The sequence below is a fragment of the Mycobacterium sp. SMC-18 genome, assembly GCF_045310895.1.
Lineage (GTDB): Bacteria > Actinomycetota > Actinomycetes > Mycobacteriales > Mycobacteriaceae > Mycobacterium.
The window spans coordinates 1-16,866 of the sequence record NZ_JBJIAL010000031.1; the positions used below are offsets into that span (position 1 = coordinate 1).

Sequence of the window (16,866 nt, forward strand, 5' to 3'; positions counted from 1 at the left end):
GACCACCACGCCGGATCCGGCCAAACAGAAAGTCCCGGACCTGCTCAACCGGGACTTCACCGCCGCGGCACCCAACGTCAAGTACGTCGGCGACATCACCTACCTGCCATTGGCAAGCGGTTCGAATCTGTATCTGGCGACCGTGATCGACTGCTTCTCCGGACGGGTGGCGGGGTGGGCGATCGCCGAGCACATGCGCACCGAACTGGTCGAAGATGCCCTCAAAGCCGCTGCGGCGCTGCGCGGCTCCCTGACCGGTGCAGTGTTCCACACAGATCACGGAAGTCAGTACACCTCAAGGGATTTCGCGAACCTCTGCCGTGACTTGGAGGTCACCCAGTCTATGGGTGGCGTCGGGTCAAGTGCCGATAACGCGCTGGCCGAATCGTTCAACGCCGCCCTCAAACGCGAGATCCTGCAGGACCGCAGCCACTGGCCCGACGCTGCTACCTGCCGCCGCGAAGTGTTCCGCTGGCTGGCTCGCTACAACACCAAACGACGGCACTCCCGGTGCCGCTATTCCAGCCCTGCGACCTACGAAAGGACCCTAACACCGGCTACGCTGCCAGTAGCCGCGTAACCACAAATCCCGTGTCCACTACATGGGGGCAAGGCCCTTGGGACGCCCCGCTGCGTATAGTTTCGCACTGCGACGCACATTCTTCAATTTCCAACTGCCAATAGGGATTCCGGTGGATCCGATGAGGCGGTACGGGACACTGCCAAGCGGCTGCGGTAAAACACAGGCTGTGGTGTTCGCTCATTGCGTGAATTGTGTGAAGTATGCTGCGCTGACATGCGTGAGCAGCCGATCTGCCGCCGCCGTGAACATATGATCGACGGCCGCAGGCGTTAACGTCGCTGCCTTCTTTTGTGCCGCAGCAGAACTCGAACCAACGAATTGGACGTCGAGGAGGTTCGCGGCTCCGTGCATCGGCCATCGTCGCGCTGTTCAAAGGTCGGTGTCTCTGAAATACCGGTTCAGTGACGCCAACGCATAACAGTCTGAGGCGCCAGCCCCTCTACCGCCTCAACTTGCCCGGCTTTCAACGCTTCACGTGGAGTTTTCGTCGCGGGTGCTCGCTTGTCAATGGCCATGGACACTCGCTTGGGACGGACAGCCAAAGCGCAACCTGCCATGTATCCGCTGTGCCTACAGCTATGGCCAGCAATACGGTATCCAAGCCAGGAATGAGCTTTTCGTGTCGTCAAATTGAAACGGTGGAAATATGTGCGCGCCGTCAGCTTTCGGGCACGCCAAGATTCCGGTGCGCGCGATATTCTGCTGTCACATACGGCACCTGAGCGGCCGCTAGGAGTTGAGACCAACACCGCCTCGAGGGTTCTCAGCTATTGGCGACCTGAACAGACCGTTTGGCGTCGATGTATACCAGGGCGCCGGCCGGGTGCTGTGCCGTGGCGGTCAGTCCCGCGTCGGTGAACCATCCGCGGACATCGGATAAGGTCGCCGGCGGGCCGAACACCCCGAACCGTCGACCGAACGTCATGAAGGCATCGCAGCGCCGCAGCTGACCGTGAAGCGCAACATCGGCGATCACACGGCCACCGGGCCGCACACACCGCGCCATTTCCCGTACCGCTGCCGCCGGGTCGGGAAGACAATGCAGCCCGCTGAAGCACACAACCAGATCGAACTCGCCGTCACCGAACGGCATGTTGGTGATATCGCACTCCACGAACTCCACCGTCGACCTGCCGCCGGCCCCAGCATAGCGTCGAGCGCGCGCCAGCATCGCCGGTGAGATGTCCGCCGCGACATAGCACACCCGCTGACCCGGACGCAGCCTGCGCACGGTGATCCCACCACCGCACGGCACATCCAAGATCGACGACCCGTCGGGCATGACGGTCACGGCGTCCATGGCGCCAAGCAATCCCCGCGCATCGTCCCCGACGATCAGGCGCAAGTATGCGTCGGCCACCCATCGCCGTTGCATCGCCCGGTCATAGAACGCACCCACCGTCGCGGCGAACCACCGATTTCCCCAGGCACCACTCACCATTCGCCCCTCTCGTACAGCAGACCGACTGCCGTAGTTGTCTGGTCATTACGATGCGGGCATGGTCGTCGGTCCGCTTCCAGAAACGTTCGCCCTCGATGACCGGCCTGTATGTTGGCTGTCGTTGGGTGCCACCATCTATCTCGGTCCGCCTCTGGACCTCAGCGGTCACGCCCGTATGGTCGGTGCCCTCATCCTCGGCATATCCGGACCGGTGACAATGGCAACCGACGGCCAGTCGGTGCGTGCCCGGTCGGTGTTCATCCCAGCACAAGCAGTAACGCAAATAGTGCAGGTGCCGGAGCGGGTAGCAGTGTGCACGTTCGATCCCACGGCCACGCGAGTGGCGAACTGCACCGACGGGATGCACGAGACCAGCAAGAGTGTGCACACCGGTCACCGCAATGAGCGCATCCTCATCGAGATGTTCACTCAGGACGTCTTCAACCCTGACGGCATTCTTCAACAACTCGGGGTTTCCTCGCCCGGTACCAGCCGACCAATCGACCCGCGGATCACCCTGCTTGGCGAGCAGATCCGCAGCGATCCGCAGACCACGGTCAGCGCCTGGGAAGCTGCTGCGGCAGTGGGTCTTTCACCGTCGTACTTCCTTACGCTGTTCGCCGCCGAGACCGGGACCACGTTCCGCCGGTATCGGTTGTGGGTTCGGCTGATCCATGCAGCAACGGCAGTTGCCGATGGAAAGTCCTTGACTCAGGCCTCGGCCGACGCGGGCTTCGCCTCTCCGTCACATCTCAGCGATACCGCCCGTTCCCTTCTCGGAGTCTCCACCACGGCCGCCCTCGCCACCGGAGCACGACTGCTCGTTGACCGACCGTCTGGAATCTAAAGATTCGGGAGCGATCACACCCCGTCTCGCTATAGCGCGATGCCGTGAGTGTGGACTCAAATTCCTTTCACGCCAACTTCGACGGACCTCCTCGACCTCCTCATCCGGGTTTGGCCCGCGTCGCTCTGGCGGCTGTAGCAATAGCCGGGGTGGAACTGTTCAGACGCTCTGTAGATGGCGCTTTGTCGACACAGATTTCGATTGGTGGTGGTCATTCGCAGACACGTTCGTGACTTCGGTGTCTTGTGCTGCGCGCAGTTCGGTTCCGAATGTGAGTGCATGTACATCGCTGACCGGAACATCAAGATCGGTGGCGATCATTCGAGCGTTGACTGTGGATTTGCTTGCGCTGCCGAGGATCTGGGTAAACACGCGCGACATCTCATAGGTCGGCATGCCGCCGGGCTCTGCGGTGCGAAACCCGTTCTGGGAGAGCTCAATGCAGATGTGACGATGCGCCCAATCGGTCATGCGTCCCGCTTGGTGTGCCGCATAGGCCAAAGCCATCGCTGACACCTTGAATTGGGTTCGGACGGTCAACAGTTCCTGAAACGACGGGTTGTGTCTCAAATACTCGGACAGCGACGCGCTTGGGATGAGGAATTCGGAGGCGAACGCGTCCGCGGCGCGTTCCTCGGCGGTGCTTTCGGCGGGCACATCGCCGTGAAGCACCAAATGGCCCAGCTCGTGGGCTAGATCGAATCGGATGCGTTCCGGAGTTTTGCGTCGGGTCAAAAACACATACGGCACTTCGTCGTACCAGATCGAATAAGCGTCAACGGCATCCGCAAATGGCGGCAGCGTGTAAACGCGTATTCCACGAGATTCACACAGCTGCACGAGATTCGGCAATGGTTTGGTACCCAGACCCCACATCGCGCGCAGCACTTGCGCGCCCTTGCGTGGGTCGCAACCGGCCAAGTCAGGAAGGTCCAGCGCCGGCAGTGCAAACCGTTGCGAAATCCACCGGTCGATCTCTACGCCACCAATGCCAGCGGCGACCGCGGCTTCACGTTGACGGGCCGTGGCGCGTCGCGCGGCCCGGAAGCTGACCTGTGTCGCGTTGAAGACGGCGGCGTCACCACGCAGGAAGTATCCGACTGGAAAATCCAACGCCGCCGACAGTGCGGCGGCTGCCGACGCCGGCGCAGCTTCAGACTCGTACTTGGTGATGGTGCGTGCGGTCACGTTGATGCGCTTGGCCAGTTCGAGTTTGGTCAGGCCGCGGCGCATCCGTGCGATCTGAATCCGCTCCGGGTTCAGATACGCGTCAGCCGACCTCTCGAACCTCGAAGTCGACATCCTGTCCTCCCACATCCAGTGGCCGCTTGACCGGTTTGGCAGGCTTCCAGCTATCCAAGATCACTCTCACCCGCCACCCGGTGAACTGGCCATCACTGAACCCTAGCGGAAGGGAGATCTCCGTACGAATCTCCTCGTCATCGCGGTAATACACAAGGAACCAGTTGCCCGATGGCGGTGTGGTGCTGGCATCGAAAGTCCGGGCACCGGGCAATAGTTTGTCCACCGCGATCAGCGTCAACGTCCCAGTGACCGCCTCTGCAGTGGCGCGGCCTTTCTTACGGGCCGCCAGCGGACCCGTCGGATGGTCCAGGATGCCGGTCGCATCGGTCCCACCGACCGTAGACAGCGTGTAGGACTTGCCGGTGTGGCGTGAAATGGGGCGGTTGCGCGGGTTGTCGCCCCGCCAGTTCCGGCCCGAGGCCAACCGTTCCCGCAGCGCCCCAACCACCTGAATCCACCGGGTGAGGCCAGCGCCGGTAATCGGGTGATGATCGCCGATGTCGCCTGCCGCGATGTCGCCGGCCTCGATCGCGGCCGCCACATCGGCAACGCGGATGTCCATCTGCTCGAGATAGGCGGCCGCGTCCTCGGGACGGATCACGGTGGTGACCGGTTGGACCGGTTCGGCTTGGGTCATGGTGCTCTACACTCGCTTCCTCCGCTGCATTGCGGCCCTCATATTTTTGCATAAAACCGGAACATTGCCTGGTCAGTGCCGTGTGCGTGTCGTGGTCAAGCGACCGTACCCCCATGCACCGACAACTCGAGGGTGTGTTGCTAGGCCATGCACGATCAGTTCCCGCGGCGCCCGATAACGCCGGCGCCTGACTCTGAACCCGATGTCGGGGCACTCGGATGCTGGCGTCCGGATGTCGTACGGACGAGGTACAAGAAGGTGACCGATGAGGTGCCGGACGAATTCGGAGATGTGACGTCATACATCGGTAGTGCCAAGCATTGGGCTTGGCCGGCCGAAGGGAGCGTCATGAACTACCGCAACCTACCCCCTGATCAGCCTTCCAATGGGAGGCTCGTGACCGGCCATCGCGCCGACGCCGCGACAGCTTCGACGGCGCGACGATCGCGGCATGTCGGCGGCTGCACGCTGGCGATCACCGGCAGCGTGGACTGGACCGACGCATGACAGGGGACAGCCGCGGTACAGACCCGACCGTGCGGGACATCGTGGACGTGCAGCGATTCCAGGTGCTCGCGCTGGACGGTGGCGGCGCTAAGGCGCTGTTTTCCGCTCACGTACTGGCTCGGCTCGAAGCCGATCTCGGTATCTCGATCACGGACGCCTTCGACCTGATCACGGGAACGTCTGCCGGTGGCATCCTGGCGCTGGCACTCGGGGCGGGCATGCGTCCAGCAGAGATCGTCGAACACTATGAGGCGCTCAGTGCGCGCGTGTTTCCCTACCGAAAGTCGCACAAACTCCGCTACCTGCTGCGGCCGTTCAGGCACGCGTACTCCGGTGAGGTCCTACGTGAGGCACTCGAACAGGTTCTCGGCCAACGACTTCTGGGTGAGAGTGGCAAGCGGTTGGTGATTCCGTCGTGGGACGTGCAGGTGGGTGAGGTCCACATCTTCAAGACCCCGCACCACGAGCGGCTGCGCCGCGACTGGAAGATTCCAATGGTCGACGTGGCCATGGCTACGACGGCGGCGCCAACGTACTTTCCGTCGGCATCGGTGGACGGACAGCGACTCATCGACGGTGGGGTCTGGGCGAACAACCCGTCGGTGATCGGGATCGGCGAAGCGGTCAGCATGCTGGGCATCCCGCTACGATCCATCCGAGTGCTCAACCTCGGCACCATCGATCAGAGGACAACACACCCCAAGCGATGTGACACAGGCGGATGGGGAACCTGGGCCAGCACCGCCACGTCGCTGATGGTCACCGCATCCACCCGCGGGACTCAGGGCACCGCAGCGCATTTGGTCGGAGAAGACAACTACGCCCGGTTCGACGTGACCGTGCCCGGCGCCATCTTCTCCCTGGACCAGGCGGACCCGAAGGACTTGGCCGGCCTGGCCTCCAGCCAGAGCCGCCAGCTCACCCCGAGCTACACCAAAACCTTCGCGGGGCACGTCGCATCCCCCTACACCCCTGTCCACGGCCCGGGCAGCGACCTGGCCACCACAACACCGCCGGGAGGCGCACGATGAAGCACACCGACTACTTCAAGAACTTTCTCGACAACACCGTCAACATGCCGCAGCCCAAGCTGGACCTGCTCGGCCAGCGTGTCGACACTGTCTACGGGGTCCTCACCAACGATGACGACCTGGGTCCGCTGATCAAGAAGAAGATCCCGCAGGGCTCCTGGCCGCAGAAAACCATCATCCGCCCGGTCAACGGCAAGGCTTTCGATGCCGACTTCATGGTCCAGATGGTCGAAAACCCGGATTGGGACTCCGACAAGAAGAAGTACGGCGACGCAATCTACAGCGTGCTACACAACACGTCGCCCTACAAAAACATGACCCACGGCCGGAAATGCCGGTGTGTGTACCTGAATTACGCCAACGACGTCATGCATCTGGATATCGTCCCGTTTGTGGTCCGCAATGATGGGTCCCAGTGGATCATCAACCGGGACAACAACATTTGGGAGCGCACCGACACCGACGGTTTCACCGCCTGGATGAAGGCCAAGGACACAATCGCCAACAAGCACCTGCGTGAAGTCATCCGCATCATGAAATTCCTACGTGACCACAAGAACTCGTTCACCGGAACGAAGTCCATCCTGCTGACCACCATGTTGGGCGAGCAGGTGCAGGAATGGCACAAGATCGTTGATAACGGCTACTACTCGGACGTGCCGACCGCGCTGCTGCACATCGTTTCCGACCTCGACGACTGGCTGCAACAACGTCCGACCAAGCCCATCTTGATGGACCCGGCCGGCACCGGTACCTCCTTCGACCACCGCTGGACCCAGGAAACCTACTCGTACTTCCGCGACCGCATCCACACCCACGCCTCCGAAATCCGTTCTGCCTACCTGGAAACCGACCCCGACAAGTCGGTGAGAAAATGGCAGGCGCTGTTCGGTGACGGGTTCACCGCACCGAAAGCGGCACGGACAGCGGACAAATACGCCACCCTCGTCACTGGCACGGCGGTAGCACGATCGGCGGTGACGCTGCCCGGACGTGCCGGGTGAGCCCTCCGGCCCTGTCCCCGTGGCAGCAGAGAGTCCTGAGTGAGCTGCGAGTGGTGATCGAGACGCACCCAGACGAAGTCCAGCTCATCGGTCGCCACCGACTTGACGCAACCGGCGCGATGCGACTGCGGTTACGGTTGTGCACCGCCAACCTCGCCCACGCGCCGGGCGGTATTATGTTGCGCACCAACGAAGATGTCAGTGTCGTGGTTGGGCAATACGAATATCAGCCGCCGCGGGTTGAAGTCGATCACCACCGCTTCCTGGGCCACCCCCATGTCCTACAGGGCCAGCGACTCTGCCTGTACCTGGACCCGTCTCGTGAATGGGATCCCACCGTAGGATTTGGCGGATTCCTCGACCGGCTCTTCGCATGGCTGGCTGATGCGGCCGGCAACCGCTTCGACGCTCAGGACGCGATGTACCACGCCGTCGGCGGCGTCCTGCACGCCACCGACGGGGCACTGACGGTCGTCGTCCGGCATACGCTCGACCCTGTCCGCCGTGTCGGACACGGATGGCTGCTGCCACGTGCTCCGCACCGGCTGGACCTCACACTCGCCCGGCCAGCGGCAATCACCGAAGCCGAGCACACCCCGGTGATCCAACTCGACGCGGATCTGCCACTGGGCGCGGGACACACGCTCGGCGACCTGCTCACCCTCGTCGATAGTCCACGCCTTGAAACACGCACTCCCACAGTGCTTTTCGACGCCCCAGTGAAACGCGACACTATGTCGGGCATCATGCTGTCGGTCCTGGGCGCTAGCGCCATCCGTAAACAGGATGGCAGTCGGCAACCGCTGGTCCTTGCTGTGCCACACCCGTCCGGCGGTGCGCCGCACCTGTTGGCCGCCAACCTCCCGTCCGCCGTAGCCGATTCAATTCGGGCGGCCGCGCGATCCAGCAACAATGAGAAGTCGGTGATGAACCTTGACCCCGCTCAAGTTGACCTCTCAACACCGTTGCAGTGGTGGCTCATATCAGATGAGCGGCCGGAAGTGACCACCCGCAGGGACGCCGGCCGTCCGGTCACCGGCTACGCGGGCAAATCGATCGCAGTATGGGGCTGTGGAGGTCTTGGTTCCTGGATCGCCGAGTTCGCTGTCCGGGCTGGCGCCGCTCGAATCGTGCTGTGCGATCCCGGTACGATTTCCGGTGGTCTGTTGGTACGTCAGAACTTCACCGAACTTGACGTCGGCGACACCAAGGTCGACGCATTGGCGCGACGCCTCCGCAGTATCAGCGACTCGGTTGACATCAGCGTTCACCGCACCTATGTGCCCGAAGGCGCCGATTTCGACAAGGTTGACCTCATCGTCGACGCGACAGTCAGCGTCGCGATCGGTCGACTCCTCGACGACCTGGCCAGCAGACAAACAGATCGGCCCGTCATCGCCCAGGTCGCCACAGACTCACTCACCGGAACCATCGGCATGTTGACGGTGTCATCGCCCCCAACGCCGTGCGGGCCGTTCACACTCGACCGCCAGGCGGGAGAACACATCATCAGCGATGGCACGTTGGAGGCATTCCATGCACTCTGGGATACGTCTGCAACCGATGACCAAATCATCCCCACCCGAGGCTGTTCAACCCCCACATTCCACGGTGCCGCAGCAGATTTGGGCGGCGTCGCCGCCAGCCTGACGAGCATCCTGGGCGCGCACCTGCAACCCGGAGCAGCGTTGTCCGGTACCCACTTGATTTCGCTGCCTCACGGTGAGGCCGGACCGCTGCGCACCTTCGTGCCAGCCGGTATTGATCCCGGACCAGACGCGGCGGCGGCCGGTGTCGACTCCGGCTAGCCGTCAATCGATGCAATCTTTGCAAACATCACTACCGGGCGAAAACCTCGACGGCGCAAGGACTTGGAAGCAATCGCCGCACTGTTTGTCTTTCGCGGCACGCGCGGCGTGACAGCCGCAGTGCCCACTTGGGCACCGCGGATCGTTGCACCGCGCACACGTCTCATCGACGGAAAACGACTCGGCGCACGTCTCACACTCCCAGAACCGCGTACGCTTCTCGCTCCACGTTGACTGCCGTGGCAGCGACAATGGCATCCACGGCGCGTTGTCGGTGACCAACACCGCCACGAGATAGTCGTCATCGAACCACCGGGCTTGACCGAACACAGTGTCGCTGCGACCGCCGTTGCGGTAGCTCACGTATGTCTCGTCGCGAGTCGCACCGTTGCTGCGACTGCCGAGGGCTGCCTCGATCAGGGGCGTGCGCGACTGATCCGATCGCCGGGCCGGCGGAATGAAACCATTTGATGCCGCGAACAACACGACACCGGCGGCATCCAACAGCACGGCCGCGCCCGACCCACGTAGACGCCGTGCCGCCCAGACGCAGCAGGCCTCACGCGACGCCGACGAGCGCGTAGTGAACAGGTCAACCACGTCCTGCGCCGTCGGGCCGCGTGCATCCATCGTGCGGGCTAATTCATCGTCCGGCAACAGAATTCGGGCAGCAAATGCATCACAAGATTGCTCTTCAAACTGGTCCGGATCGCGGTGCTGGAATACCGCGTTACCCAAATCGATGTCGGTTTGCTGCAGATGATGTCCCAGCTCGTGCAGTGCCGTGAAATTCTGCCGTCCGATGGACTTCGACTGTGTCACAACAAGTGTCGGAGGTGTCGATTGGTAACTGCCCGCCACTGAACAGTCCTCCCGGGAGCCAGCTTCGCTGACAAAGGTCAACGACAGGTCGTCCCACCGGCGAAGCTCGGCGAGCGGATCGACGCGCAGGCGGTCAACCGAACCGGGGTGTAACCGCTCGACAACCGAAGCCATCGACTCAGCCTGGGCTTGAGCTTCAGCGATATAGACGCGCGCCATGATCAGGAACGCCGAGGGTTATCACGCAGTTGGCGAAACTGTGCGAGCCGGGCCGCCCAATCCGGCTTTTGGGCACCCGTTTGCCGTGCTGCTAGGGCGTATAACTCGTAGGTCCCGCGAAGTCGCGCCGTCGACTCATCGAGCCCATCTCTGTGCGCCCAGTCACGCCACATCGAACGCCAGCGAGGATGATCGACCTCTTCGACCAACTCAGCTGGGAGCGGCGTCACCGCTTCGGCAATCGCCGCGCGGCTGATATCGGTCACGCTGGCAATCGCGTCCACGAGATCGGGGGTCAGGAACCGCTTGCCTTTAAGTACGCTCATGACGTCGGACTGATTGAGCCCACAGGGACCCAGGGCATCCACCAACGCACCCAAATTGACGTTCTTGCCCAAGATCGACGCCAGTGTGGGAGGTGTCGTCGCCGATCCGCCTTCGACTGGTAATTGCGGACTGGCTTGCAAGTCCGAGAGATCGTCTTCGATTTCCGCTCGAATCTGCTTCGACGGGTCGAATACTGACGCTGCGGGTGGGCCTTTGCGCACGCCGCGCGGCAAGTCAACCTGTGGATCGTCGATAACTTCGTTCATGAGATCGGCGGGGAATTCATCAATGATCTCGTCGAGTACGCGCAGCGGTAGACGTGTACGGAGATTGATCCACAACGTGGTTTCGACGCCGAACGCCGTTAGCGACGGGTCTAAGACAAGTGCAGTTGAGTCGGCGGCGTCCGGGTCCACGGTGACTGGGATGACATCAACGTCTGTGCTGCTGGTTTCAGCCAACAGCACCAGAACAGTGACCTCGTCCCACTGAGCTCGCCATACCTGCCCGCGTCTGAGGACTTGATCACGGCCGTCCCCAAATCGTGCGTGCCGACCTTCGTTGGTTAGCGGATGAGGAACCGCAGCGTTGCGGGCTAGTTCAAGCAGGTCGAATCGCGGAGATCGCTTGATCAATGAACTCTCCTCTCCACGCGAGGGTTGATGCTGTTTTCATACAAGTCTGACGGCACATCGTGTGCTTTGTCCGTCATGAAGCAGGGGCAGCGCATAACGCGATTACCTCCCTGACGATGTCTTCACGATCGGCTCCGGTGCCCGCGAGCTCACGGATTTTCGTTCTTAGCCGCTGGGAAAACAGGGCACTTTGACTGCGTCCGCGACCCACAAGTTGCTGAATGGAAGCCTGGTCGTCTAGGAGCGGCACCGCCGCGCGCTCCAAATCGGATAGGCGGCGAACAATTTCTATTGCTGCGGCGGCAACATCATCAATCGCCAACTCGGCGATGAACTCATCTTCAGGACCAAGGGCATCCGACGCGGGATCGATACCAGTCTCATCCTCATCGGAACCCCGGCTGAGGGACACGGGATTGCGATCAAGCGCCGCAGCGAAGCGCTGGCTGAAGACATACACCAGCTGTGCAGTTTCCAAACTCCCGCTGGCCGCCTGCAGCACGGCGGCGATGATGGCCACCAACGAGGCTCGATCGGCGACCGGAGGGCGGCGAGAGGGACTCGACCATTTCGGAACGCGCACGTTCGGCACCGACCACGCCACCGCGACCAGTTCACCGGTATCGCCGGCCCATGGCAACCAGTCGCTACCCGCCACGCGCCATCGCCCCGCACCCAAGCTGCCAGCAGGGACCTGTTCGAACTGGACTGACTGTGCCAGCACCTTCTCGACGCAACGCCGCAGTGGGCCAGTGCCGACGGTTCTCGCTTGGTCGATCAACCAGTTTTTCACCGACGCGCGAACCAGCCGCCCATACGACTGATCGGACGTCGCCTTCGCGACAAGTGCTGCGGTGAGCGGCTTGATGCGGTCAACGAAGAACTCCTGCACCGCGTCGTCCAACTCGACGGTCTTCCGCAGCGAACGGAACTTCTGCAGCTCCTGCTCGACGATCCGCCGGACAACCTCGACACCGTGCTGCCCCAGATGACCCTGCCGCGACAGCTCCTCGAACGCTGAGATGGATTACCCTCCCGCCCTCTGTGGCGTACGCCTCGTACCTAATGCAATTGTTCCAGCCACACCTGACAGCACGACGCACGGCCTTGTCCTCCTGGGGCGACCGCGAATTCCGGACGACCAGCCAGGGGCACGCGCGATCGGGATTTCGGATTCTCGGCCGGGCAGCTGCGCCTCGGTGGCGATTGCTGCCACACGTTGCGCCGAGGACAGCCCTGAGTTACGCAACCGCCAAGCCATCTCGTAAACCTGGCCAGCCCACTGCAATGCATCGAGATCGGTATGGGCGGCGGTCACCCCGTACGCGCCCAGATGCCTTGACACCCCAACAACAACTCAGCGGCATCAAGCACCCGCAAAGCTCCCTTCCCCGAAGTGCCGCACTCAGGTTAGCGATTCCCGCCAGCCACGCGTGCCCCGGTGCGCGGGCCCGGTCCTTCGATGGTCAACGACAGTTCTGGCTGAACCGTCATATACAGATAAGGCGACGGCCCAGGCCTAGTAAGTACCGACCGAAAGGTGACGTAGCTCACGTGGCTAACGCCAGAGCAACTCGCGCTGTCGTCAAGTAACCACAGTTCACAGGGCATTTTTCGAGGCACGCTACCGCCTCTAAGGGTAGATAATCCGGGTCCCGATGGCATATTCGACGGTCGACATCCCGCTCTCGTCGGTGAGCAGCATGGTCACGCGGGCCTCGAGCGCGCGAAAGCTGTTCATCTTCATGGTTTTTCCTCCCCTTGTTGCGATCAGTTGTTGCGATCAGAACACCCCGGACCGGAACACGTCACCGGCCAGGCCGGCGACCACCGGCACGATGCCGAGACAGACGAATGCCGGCAGATAACAGAGCCCGAGGGGCCCGGCGATCAACACATTGGCCCGCTCGGCGGCCGCGTCCGCCGCATCACCGGCGTCGGCCCTGGCCTGCTCGGCCAGTTCGGCGACGCCCTGCGCCATCGCGGCGCCCGACGACGCCGACCGCCGCGCCAGCCGGAGCAGTGCGATCACGTGCGGGTCCGTACCACGACTCGGCTCCGCCCAGGCCGTCGCGGGGCCGGCACCCAGTGCCAGAAGTTCGGCCGCGCGGCGCAGGACGCCCGCCAGATCAGCCGGTGCCGACGCGACCGCCGCCCCGGCCGCCGCACCGGTCGCCATGCCGGCCGAAAGGCAGGCTGCCAGCACGTCCAGGCTCGACGGCACCGCCAGCGGGTCGTCCGGCGCCGCGGTCGGCGAGAACCGGTCCGGCGGACGGGGCCGGATTCGGTACACCGCTGGGCCGGGGATCAGCAGAATCGCCACGGCGAGCAGGAGAACCGGCACCGCGCTCATCGCTGCGCCCGTGTGATGATCCGGTCCGACCACAGCAACCCGAGGCAGCACAGCACCACACCGACCGCCAGCACGGCCGCGCCCTCGCCCACCAGGAAACGCACGGGGTGCGCACCGATCAACTGCCCCAACACAATTCCGAGTGCGGGCAGCCCCGACAGCACGGCTGCCGTCGTTCGCGCACCTGCCATGCCCGCCCGGATCCGCGACGTGAAGCGTTCACGCGCAACGACGTCACGCTCAGCGGCGCGCATCAGCGGGGCGATGGCCAGGCCGTGGTCGAGCGCCAGTTGCCAGTACACGGCGAGGCGCTGCCAATGGGCCGGCAGCGCCGACGATGCCGCGACGGCGCGCAGACCGGCCGAGACGTCGGCACCCAGCCGCGCCCGCGCCGCGACCTCCGCCAACGCCACCGCGACGGGCCCGTCCACTTCATTGGCCGCGGCATCGAACGCCGCGACCGGATGCGCCCCGGCCCGCAATTCGCCGACCAGGATGCCGAGTGCACCCTGCAGGGTCTGTGCTTCCTCGGCACGCTGCGCCGCCTGCCGCGAGCGCCGCCACCGGAGCCCGACGGTCCCGACCACCGCCGCCCCGGCCAGCAGCACCGGCAGCGGCAGGACGACGAGCGCCACGACGGCGAGCACGGCCGCCACCGACCAGAGCAACCGCGGTCGACCGCGAGAACCCGATTCCGCCAAGCGTTTTCGATGTCCCAACCGCGTTGGCCCACACGGGCCGGGCGCGACCAGCACGGCCAGCGCCAACAGCAGCGCGGGACTCACGACCGGCCCCGCGCAGCCAGCAGTTCGCTCAGCGCGGGCATGCCCGGACCGGCGCCCCGGTCGACGTGCCAGGCGGTCACGACCGTGACGGTCCCGTCCGTGGCCCGGCGCAGCACCGCGATCTCACTCAGGTGCCGGTGCCCGTCGCGGGTCCGCGCGGTGTGCAGCACCACCTGGCACGCGGCCGCCAGTTGCGAATGCAGTGCGGCGCGGTCCAACCCGCCGACCGCGGCGAGCGCTTCCATGCGGGCGGGCACCTCGGCGGGGCTGTTCGCATGCACCGTCCCGGCCCCGCCCTCGTGGCCGGTGTTGAGCGCCGCGAGCAGATCCACGACCTCCGCACCGCGGACCTCGCCGACCACGATGCGATCGGGGCGCATCCGCAGTGCCTGCCGGACCAGGTCACGCACCGTCACCTCGCCGACGCCCTCGACATTGGCGCCGCGCGCGACCAGCCGGACCAGGTGCGGATGTTGCGGTGCCAGCTCGGCGGCGTCTTCCACACAGACGATCCGCTCCGCGGGGTCGACAGCTCCGAGCAGCGCGGACAACATGGTGGTCTTGCCGGCGCCGGTTCCACCGGAAACCAAAACGGCCAGCCGCGCCGCGACGATATCGGCGATGAGCGGGACCGCGGGCGGCGCGATGGCCCCGGAGCCGACGAGGCCGGCCAGGTCCTGCGTCGCGGGCCGCAGGACCCGCAGCGAGAGGCAGGTGCCCGCGGCGGCGATCGGGGGCAGCACGGCATGCAACCGCACGGTCAAGCCACCGCCGATACCGCCGAGTTGGCCGTCGACCCAGGGCTGCGAATCGTCGAGCCGCCGCCCGGCCGCCAGCGCGAGCCGCTGCGCCAGGCGCTGTACGGCATTCTCGTCCGGGAATCGGATGGTGCTGCGGCGCAACCCGTTTCCGTCGTCGACCCACACCTCGTCGGGCGCGCTGACCAGCACGTCGGTGGTGCCCGGTGCCCGCAGGAGCGGTTCCAGAATCCCGGCACCGGTCAGCTCGGTCTGCAGCAGCCGCATGCCGGCCAGTACGTCGCTGTCGGCGAGTACGCCGCCGGACTCAGCTCGGATGGCCGCAGCCACCGCGTTGGGGTGCAGGGCACCGCTGGTCTGCGCGGCCAGTCGTTCCCGGACCCGATCCACCAACGACGACGTCACGCCGCCTCCCCGGGCTGTCGGCCCAGCACCGTGAGTACGCGGCGGGCGGCCACGGCCAGCGGTGACCGGCTCCGCAGACTCCGGCCGAGACCGCCCCGCTCGAGCGCGCCGTCGAGGTTGCTCTCGGCCCGCATGGCCGCCAGCAGCGGCAGCCCGAGGATCGTCGCCATCTCCGCGGCGCGCAGCCCGCCGGGCGCAGGACCCCGCACCACCAGGCCGACGTTCGGGTTGACGGCCGTCACCCAGTCGGCCACGACCCGGGTCGCCGCGCAGGCGCGCACCTCCGCCGGCGTCACCACGACCACGAGATCGGCTGCGGCCAGCACCGTCTCGGCCGCCGCCGACGACTGCCGCGGCACGTCGCAGATGACGGTCGCGCCGGCGCGGCTCCCGGCGTCCATCACCGCGGCGAGCGCCGTCGGCCTCAACTCGGCACCGGTGCGGCCGGCCGCCAGCACCACCACCCCGCGCCGGCGCGGTAGCGCATCGCGCAGGGCCGGATAACTGAGCCGTCCCCCTGCTGCCGTCAGGTCCGGCCAGCGCAGGCCGGCGTCGCCCTCGGCACCCAGGGCGAGATCGAGGCCGCCACCCCAGGCGTCGACGTCGACAAGTAGGCACTCGCGGTCCGGTTCGGCCGCGACCTGCGCCAACGCGACCGCGAAGACCGACGCACCGCCGCCGCCACGTCCGCCGATCACCGCGACCACGGCGCCACGGCGCCCGTCGGATTCACCGGCCGCGGCATCCGACAGGACGCCGACGAGCCCCGATTCCTGGCCGGGCAGGGTGATGACCTCCTGCGCACCGATCACCATCGCGGCCTCGAACTCGCAGGTGCCCGGCGCGTCGGTGGCGATCAACACCACGGCGGGCCGCCGCGGCATCCCGAGCTCGCGACAGCGCCGCGCCGCCGCGACGTCCAGCAGGACCGCCGCCGCACCGACCCACGCCTTGCGGCCCGAGGGCTCTGCCGCGTACACCACCCGGATGCCCGCCGCCGCGGCGATGCGCTCGATTTCCTCGCGCAGTCCGGGGTCGGCGATCAGGGCCAGTGCCCCGTTCGTAGTCATGGATCCACCGTGATCCGCGGCGGGCCGCGGCACCAGAGCCCGCACGCAGAATGTGGATGAATCGCAAACTGTGGACAACTTTATTGACGGAGTCGTGAGAATGTCGTTCCGCAACTTTTCCGTGGATGGACCACGACACTCGATGGACCTGGGTCGCAGCACCTGCGCCACGCGGGGAAAACAGCAATCGGGCGCCGGTTGAAAGACGCCGGAGAGGCCATGCCTCGAGGAATTCGACTGACCTCGAAAAAGGGACGACCCCCGCCAGGGGGGGAGGAGGCGGAGGTCGTCGTGGATCAGCCCCGGGGGGTCGGGCTGATGCACACCCG

General features: G+C 64.9%; 16 protein-coding genes and 1 pseudogene. 6 read left to right on the forward strand and 11 right to left on the reverse strand.

What is annotated here, in order from left to right; genetic code table 11:
• The coding region (locus tag ACJH6J_RS22030; protein ID WP_406804515.1) for an IS3 family transposase at nucleotides 1-580 on the forward strand (580 nt) is incomplete at its 5' end.
• 766 nt (nucleotides 581-1,346) lie between these two features.
• Here ACJH6J_RS22030 and ACJH6J_RS22035 read toward each other — a convergent pair.
• On the reverse strand, nucleotides 1,347-2,024 hold the full coding sequence (locus tag ACJH6J_RS22035; protein WP_406804516.1) for a class I SAM-dependent methyltransferase: 678 nt from the start codon (nucleotides 2,022-2,024) through the stop codon (nucleotides 1,347-1,349).
• A 58-nt stretch (nucleotides 2,025-2,082) separates the two neighbouring features.
• Between ACJH6J_RS22035 and ACJH6J_RS22040 the strand changes: the two genes are divergently transcribed.
• On the forward strand, nucleotides 2,083-2,871 hold the full coding sequence (locus ACJH6J_RS22040; RefSeq protein ID WP_406804517.1) for a helix-turn-helix transcriptional regulator: 789 nt from the start codon (nucleotides 2,083-2,085) through the stop codon (nucleotides 2,869-2,871).
• Nucleotides 2,872-3,030: 159 nt separating this feature from the next.
• Here the strand turns inward: ACJH6J_RS22040 and ACJH6J_RS22045 are convergent, their stop codons facing one another.
• On the reverse strand, nucleotides 3,031-4,173 hold the full coding sequence (locus ACJH6J_RS22045) for an XRE family transcriptional regulator (protein WP_406804518.1): 1,143 nt from the start codon (nucleotides 4,171-4,173) through the stop codon (nucleotides 3,031-3,033).
• Nucleotides 4,142-4,813 (reverse strand): hypothetical protein, encoded by a 672-nt coding sequence (locus ACJH6J_RS22050; protein ID WP_406804519.1) that lies wholly within the window; start codon nucleotides 4,811-4,813, stop codon nucleotides 4,142-4,144. The genes ACJH6J_RS22045 and ACJH6J_RS22050 overlap by 32 nt, the downstream gene beginning before the upstream one ends.
• A 258-nt stretch (nucleotides 4,814-5,071) precedes the next feature.
• Between ACJH6J_RS22050 and ACJH6J_RS22055 the strand changes: the two genes are divergently transcribed.
• From ACJH6J_RS22055 to ACJH6J_RS22070, 4 genes are read left to right on the forward strand one after another with little or no spacing between them, the layout of a single operon-like run.
• Complete coding sequence (locus ACJH6J_RS22055) at nucleotides 5,072-5,320, forward strand: hypothetical protein (RefSeq protein ID WP_406804520.1); 249 nt, start codon at nucleotides 5,072-5,074, stop codon at nucleotides 5,318-5,320.
• Nucleotides 5,317-6,351 carry a CBASS cGAMP-activated phospholipase gene (locus tag ACJH6J_RS22060; RefSeq protein WP_406804521.1) on the forward strand — a complete coding sequence of 345 codons (1,035 nt, stop codon included), beginning with the start codon at nucleotides 5,317-5,319 and terminating at the stop codon, nucleotides 6,349-6,351. The genes ACJH6J_RS22055 and ACJH6J_RS22060 overlap by 4 nt, the downstream gene beginning before the upstream one ends.
• Entirely contained in the window at nucleotides 6,348-7,355 is a 1,008-nt protein-coding gene (locus tag ACJH6J_RS22065; RefSeq protein ID WP_406804522.1) for an SMODS domain-containing nucleotidyltransferase, read from the forward strand. The genes ACJH6J_RS22060 and ACJH6J_RS22065 overlap by 4 nt, the downstream gene beginning before the upstream one ends.
• A gap of 50 nt (nucleotides 7,356-7,405) precedes the next feature.
• A complete protein-coding gene (locus tag ACJH6J_RS22070; RefSeq protein ID WP_406804523.1) occupies nucleotides 7,406-9,163 on the forward strand; it encodes a ThiF family adenylyltransferase in 1,758 nt (585 codons plus the stop codon).
• A 3-nt stretch (nucleotides 9,164-9,166) separates the two neighbouring features.
• Here ACJH6J_RS22070 and ACJH6J_RS22075 read toward each other — a convergent pair whose 3' ends face one another.
• The 8 genes and pseudogenes from ACJH6J_RS22075 to ssd all read right to left on the reverse strand — a co-directional run bounded on the left by ACJH6J_RS22075 (nucleotide 9,167) and on the right by ssd (nucleotide 16,537).
• Nucleotides 9,167-10,204, reverse strand: coding sequence for an ImmA/IrrE family metallo-endopeptidase (locus ACJH6J_RS22075; protein ID WP_406804524.1), 1,038 nt, complete (start codon nucleotides 10,202-10,204; stop codon nucleotides 9,167-9,169).
• 2 nt (nucleotides 10,205-10,206) lie between these two features.
• A complete protein-coding gene (locus ACJH6J_RS22080; protein WP_406804525.1) occupies nucleotides 10,207-11,166 on the reverse strand; it encodes a hypothetical protein in 960 nt (319 codons plus the stop codon).
• A gap of 73 nt (nucleotides 11,167-11,239) precedes the next feature.
• Nucleotides 11,240-12,070, reverse strand: a complete 831-nt coding sequence (locus ACJH6J_RS22085) for a hypothetical protein (protein WP_406804526.1) — start codon at nucleotides 12,068-12,070, stop codon at nucleotides 11,240-11,242.
• Between the two features lie 747 nt (nucleotides 12,071-12,817).
• Nucleotides 12,818-12,913 (reverse strand): annotated as a pseudogene (locus ACJH6J_RS22090) (DUF4244 domain-containing protein); the annotation flags it as partial.
• Nucleotides 12,914-12,949: 36 nt separating this feature from the next.
• Nucleotides 12,950-13,519, reverse strand: a complete 570-nt coding sequence (locus tag ACJH6J_RS22095; RefSeq protein WP_346415086.1) for a type II secretion system F family protein — start codon at nucleotides 13,517-13,519, stop codon at nucleotides 12,950-12,952.
• Nucleotides 13,516-14,304 carry a type II secretion system F family protein gene (locus ACJH6J_RS22100; RefSeq protein ID WP_406804527.1) on the reverse strand — a complete coding sequence of 263 codons (789 nt, stop codon included), beginning with the start codon at nucleotides 14,302-14,304 and terminating at the stop codon, nucleotides 13,516-13,518. Before ACJH6J_RS22100 ends, ACJH6J_RS22095 begins: the two co-directional genes overlap by 4 nt.
• Complete coding sequence (locus ACJH6J_RS22105; RefSeq protein ID WP_406804528.1) at nucleotides 14,301-15,467, reverse strand: TadA family conjugal transfer-associated ATPase; 1,167 nt, start codon at nucleotides 15,465-15,467, stop codon at nucleotides 14,301-14,303. The genes ACJH6J_RS22100 and ACJH6J_RS22105 overlap by 4 nt, the downstream gene beginning before the upstream one ends.
• Nucleotides 15,464-16,537 (reverse strand): septum site-determining protein Ssd, encoded by a 1,074-nt coding sequence (gene ssd / locus ACJH6J_RS22110; RefSeq protein WP_406804529.1) that lies wholly within the window; start codon nucleotides 16,535-16,537, stop codon nucleotides 15,464-15,466. The genes ACJH6J_RS22105 and ssd overlap by 4 nt, the downstream gene beginning before the upstream one ends.
• Nucleotides 16,538-16,866: the final 329 nt, after the last annotated feature.

Coding starts and splice junctions, on each gene's coding strand:
- ACJH6J_RS22035 (WP_406804516.1), bottom strand. CDS start 2,024: ATGGTGAGTGGTGCCTGGGGAAATCGGTGGTTCGCCGCGACGGTGGGT.
- ACJH6J_RS22040 (WP_406804517.1), top strand. CDS start 2,083: ATGGTCGTCGGTCCGCTTCCAGAAACGTTCGCCCTCGATGACCGGCCT.
- ACJH6J_RS22045 (WP_406804518.1), bottom strand. CDS start 4,173: ATGTCGACTTCGAGGTTCGAGAGGTCGGCTGACGCGTATCTGAACCCG.
- ACJH6J_RS22050 (WP_406804519.1), bottom strand. CDS start 4,813: ATGACCCAAGCCGAACCGGTCCAACCGGTCACCACCGTGATCCGTCCC.
- ACJH6J_RS22060 (WP_406804521.1), top strand. CDS start 5,317: ATGACAGGGGACAGCCGCGGTACAGACCCGACCGTGCGGGACATCGTG.
- ACJH6J_RS22065 (WP_406804522.1), top strand. CDS start 6,348: ATGAAGCACACCGACTACTTCAAGAACTTTCTCGACAACACCGTCAAC.
- ACJH6J_RS22075 (WP_406804524.1), bottom strand. CDS start 10,204: ATGGCGCGCGTCTATATCGCTGAAGCTCAAGCCCAGGCTGAGTCGATG.
- ACJH6J_RS22095 (WP_346415086.1), bottom strand. CDS start 13,519: ATGAGCGCGGTGCCGGTTCTCCTGCTCGCCGTGGCGATTCTGCTGATC.
- ssd (WP_406804529.1), bottom strand. CDS start 16,537: ATGACTACGAACGGGGCACTGGCCCTGATCGCCGACCCCGGACTGCGC.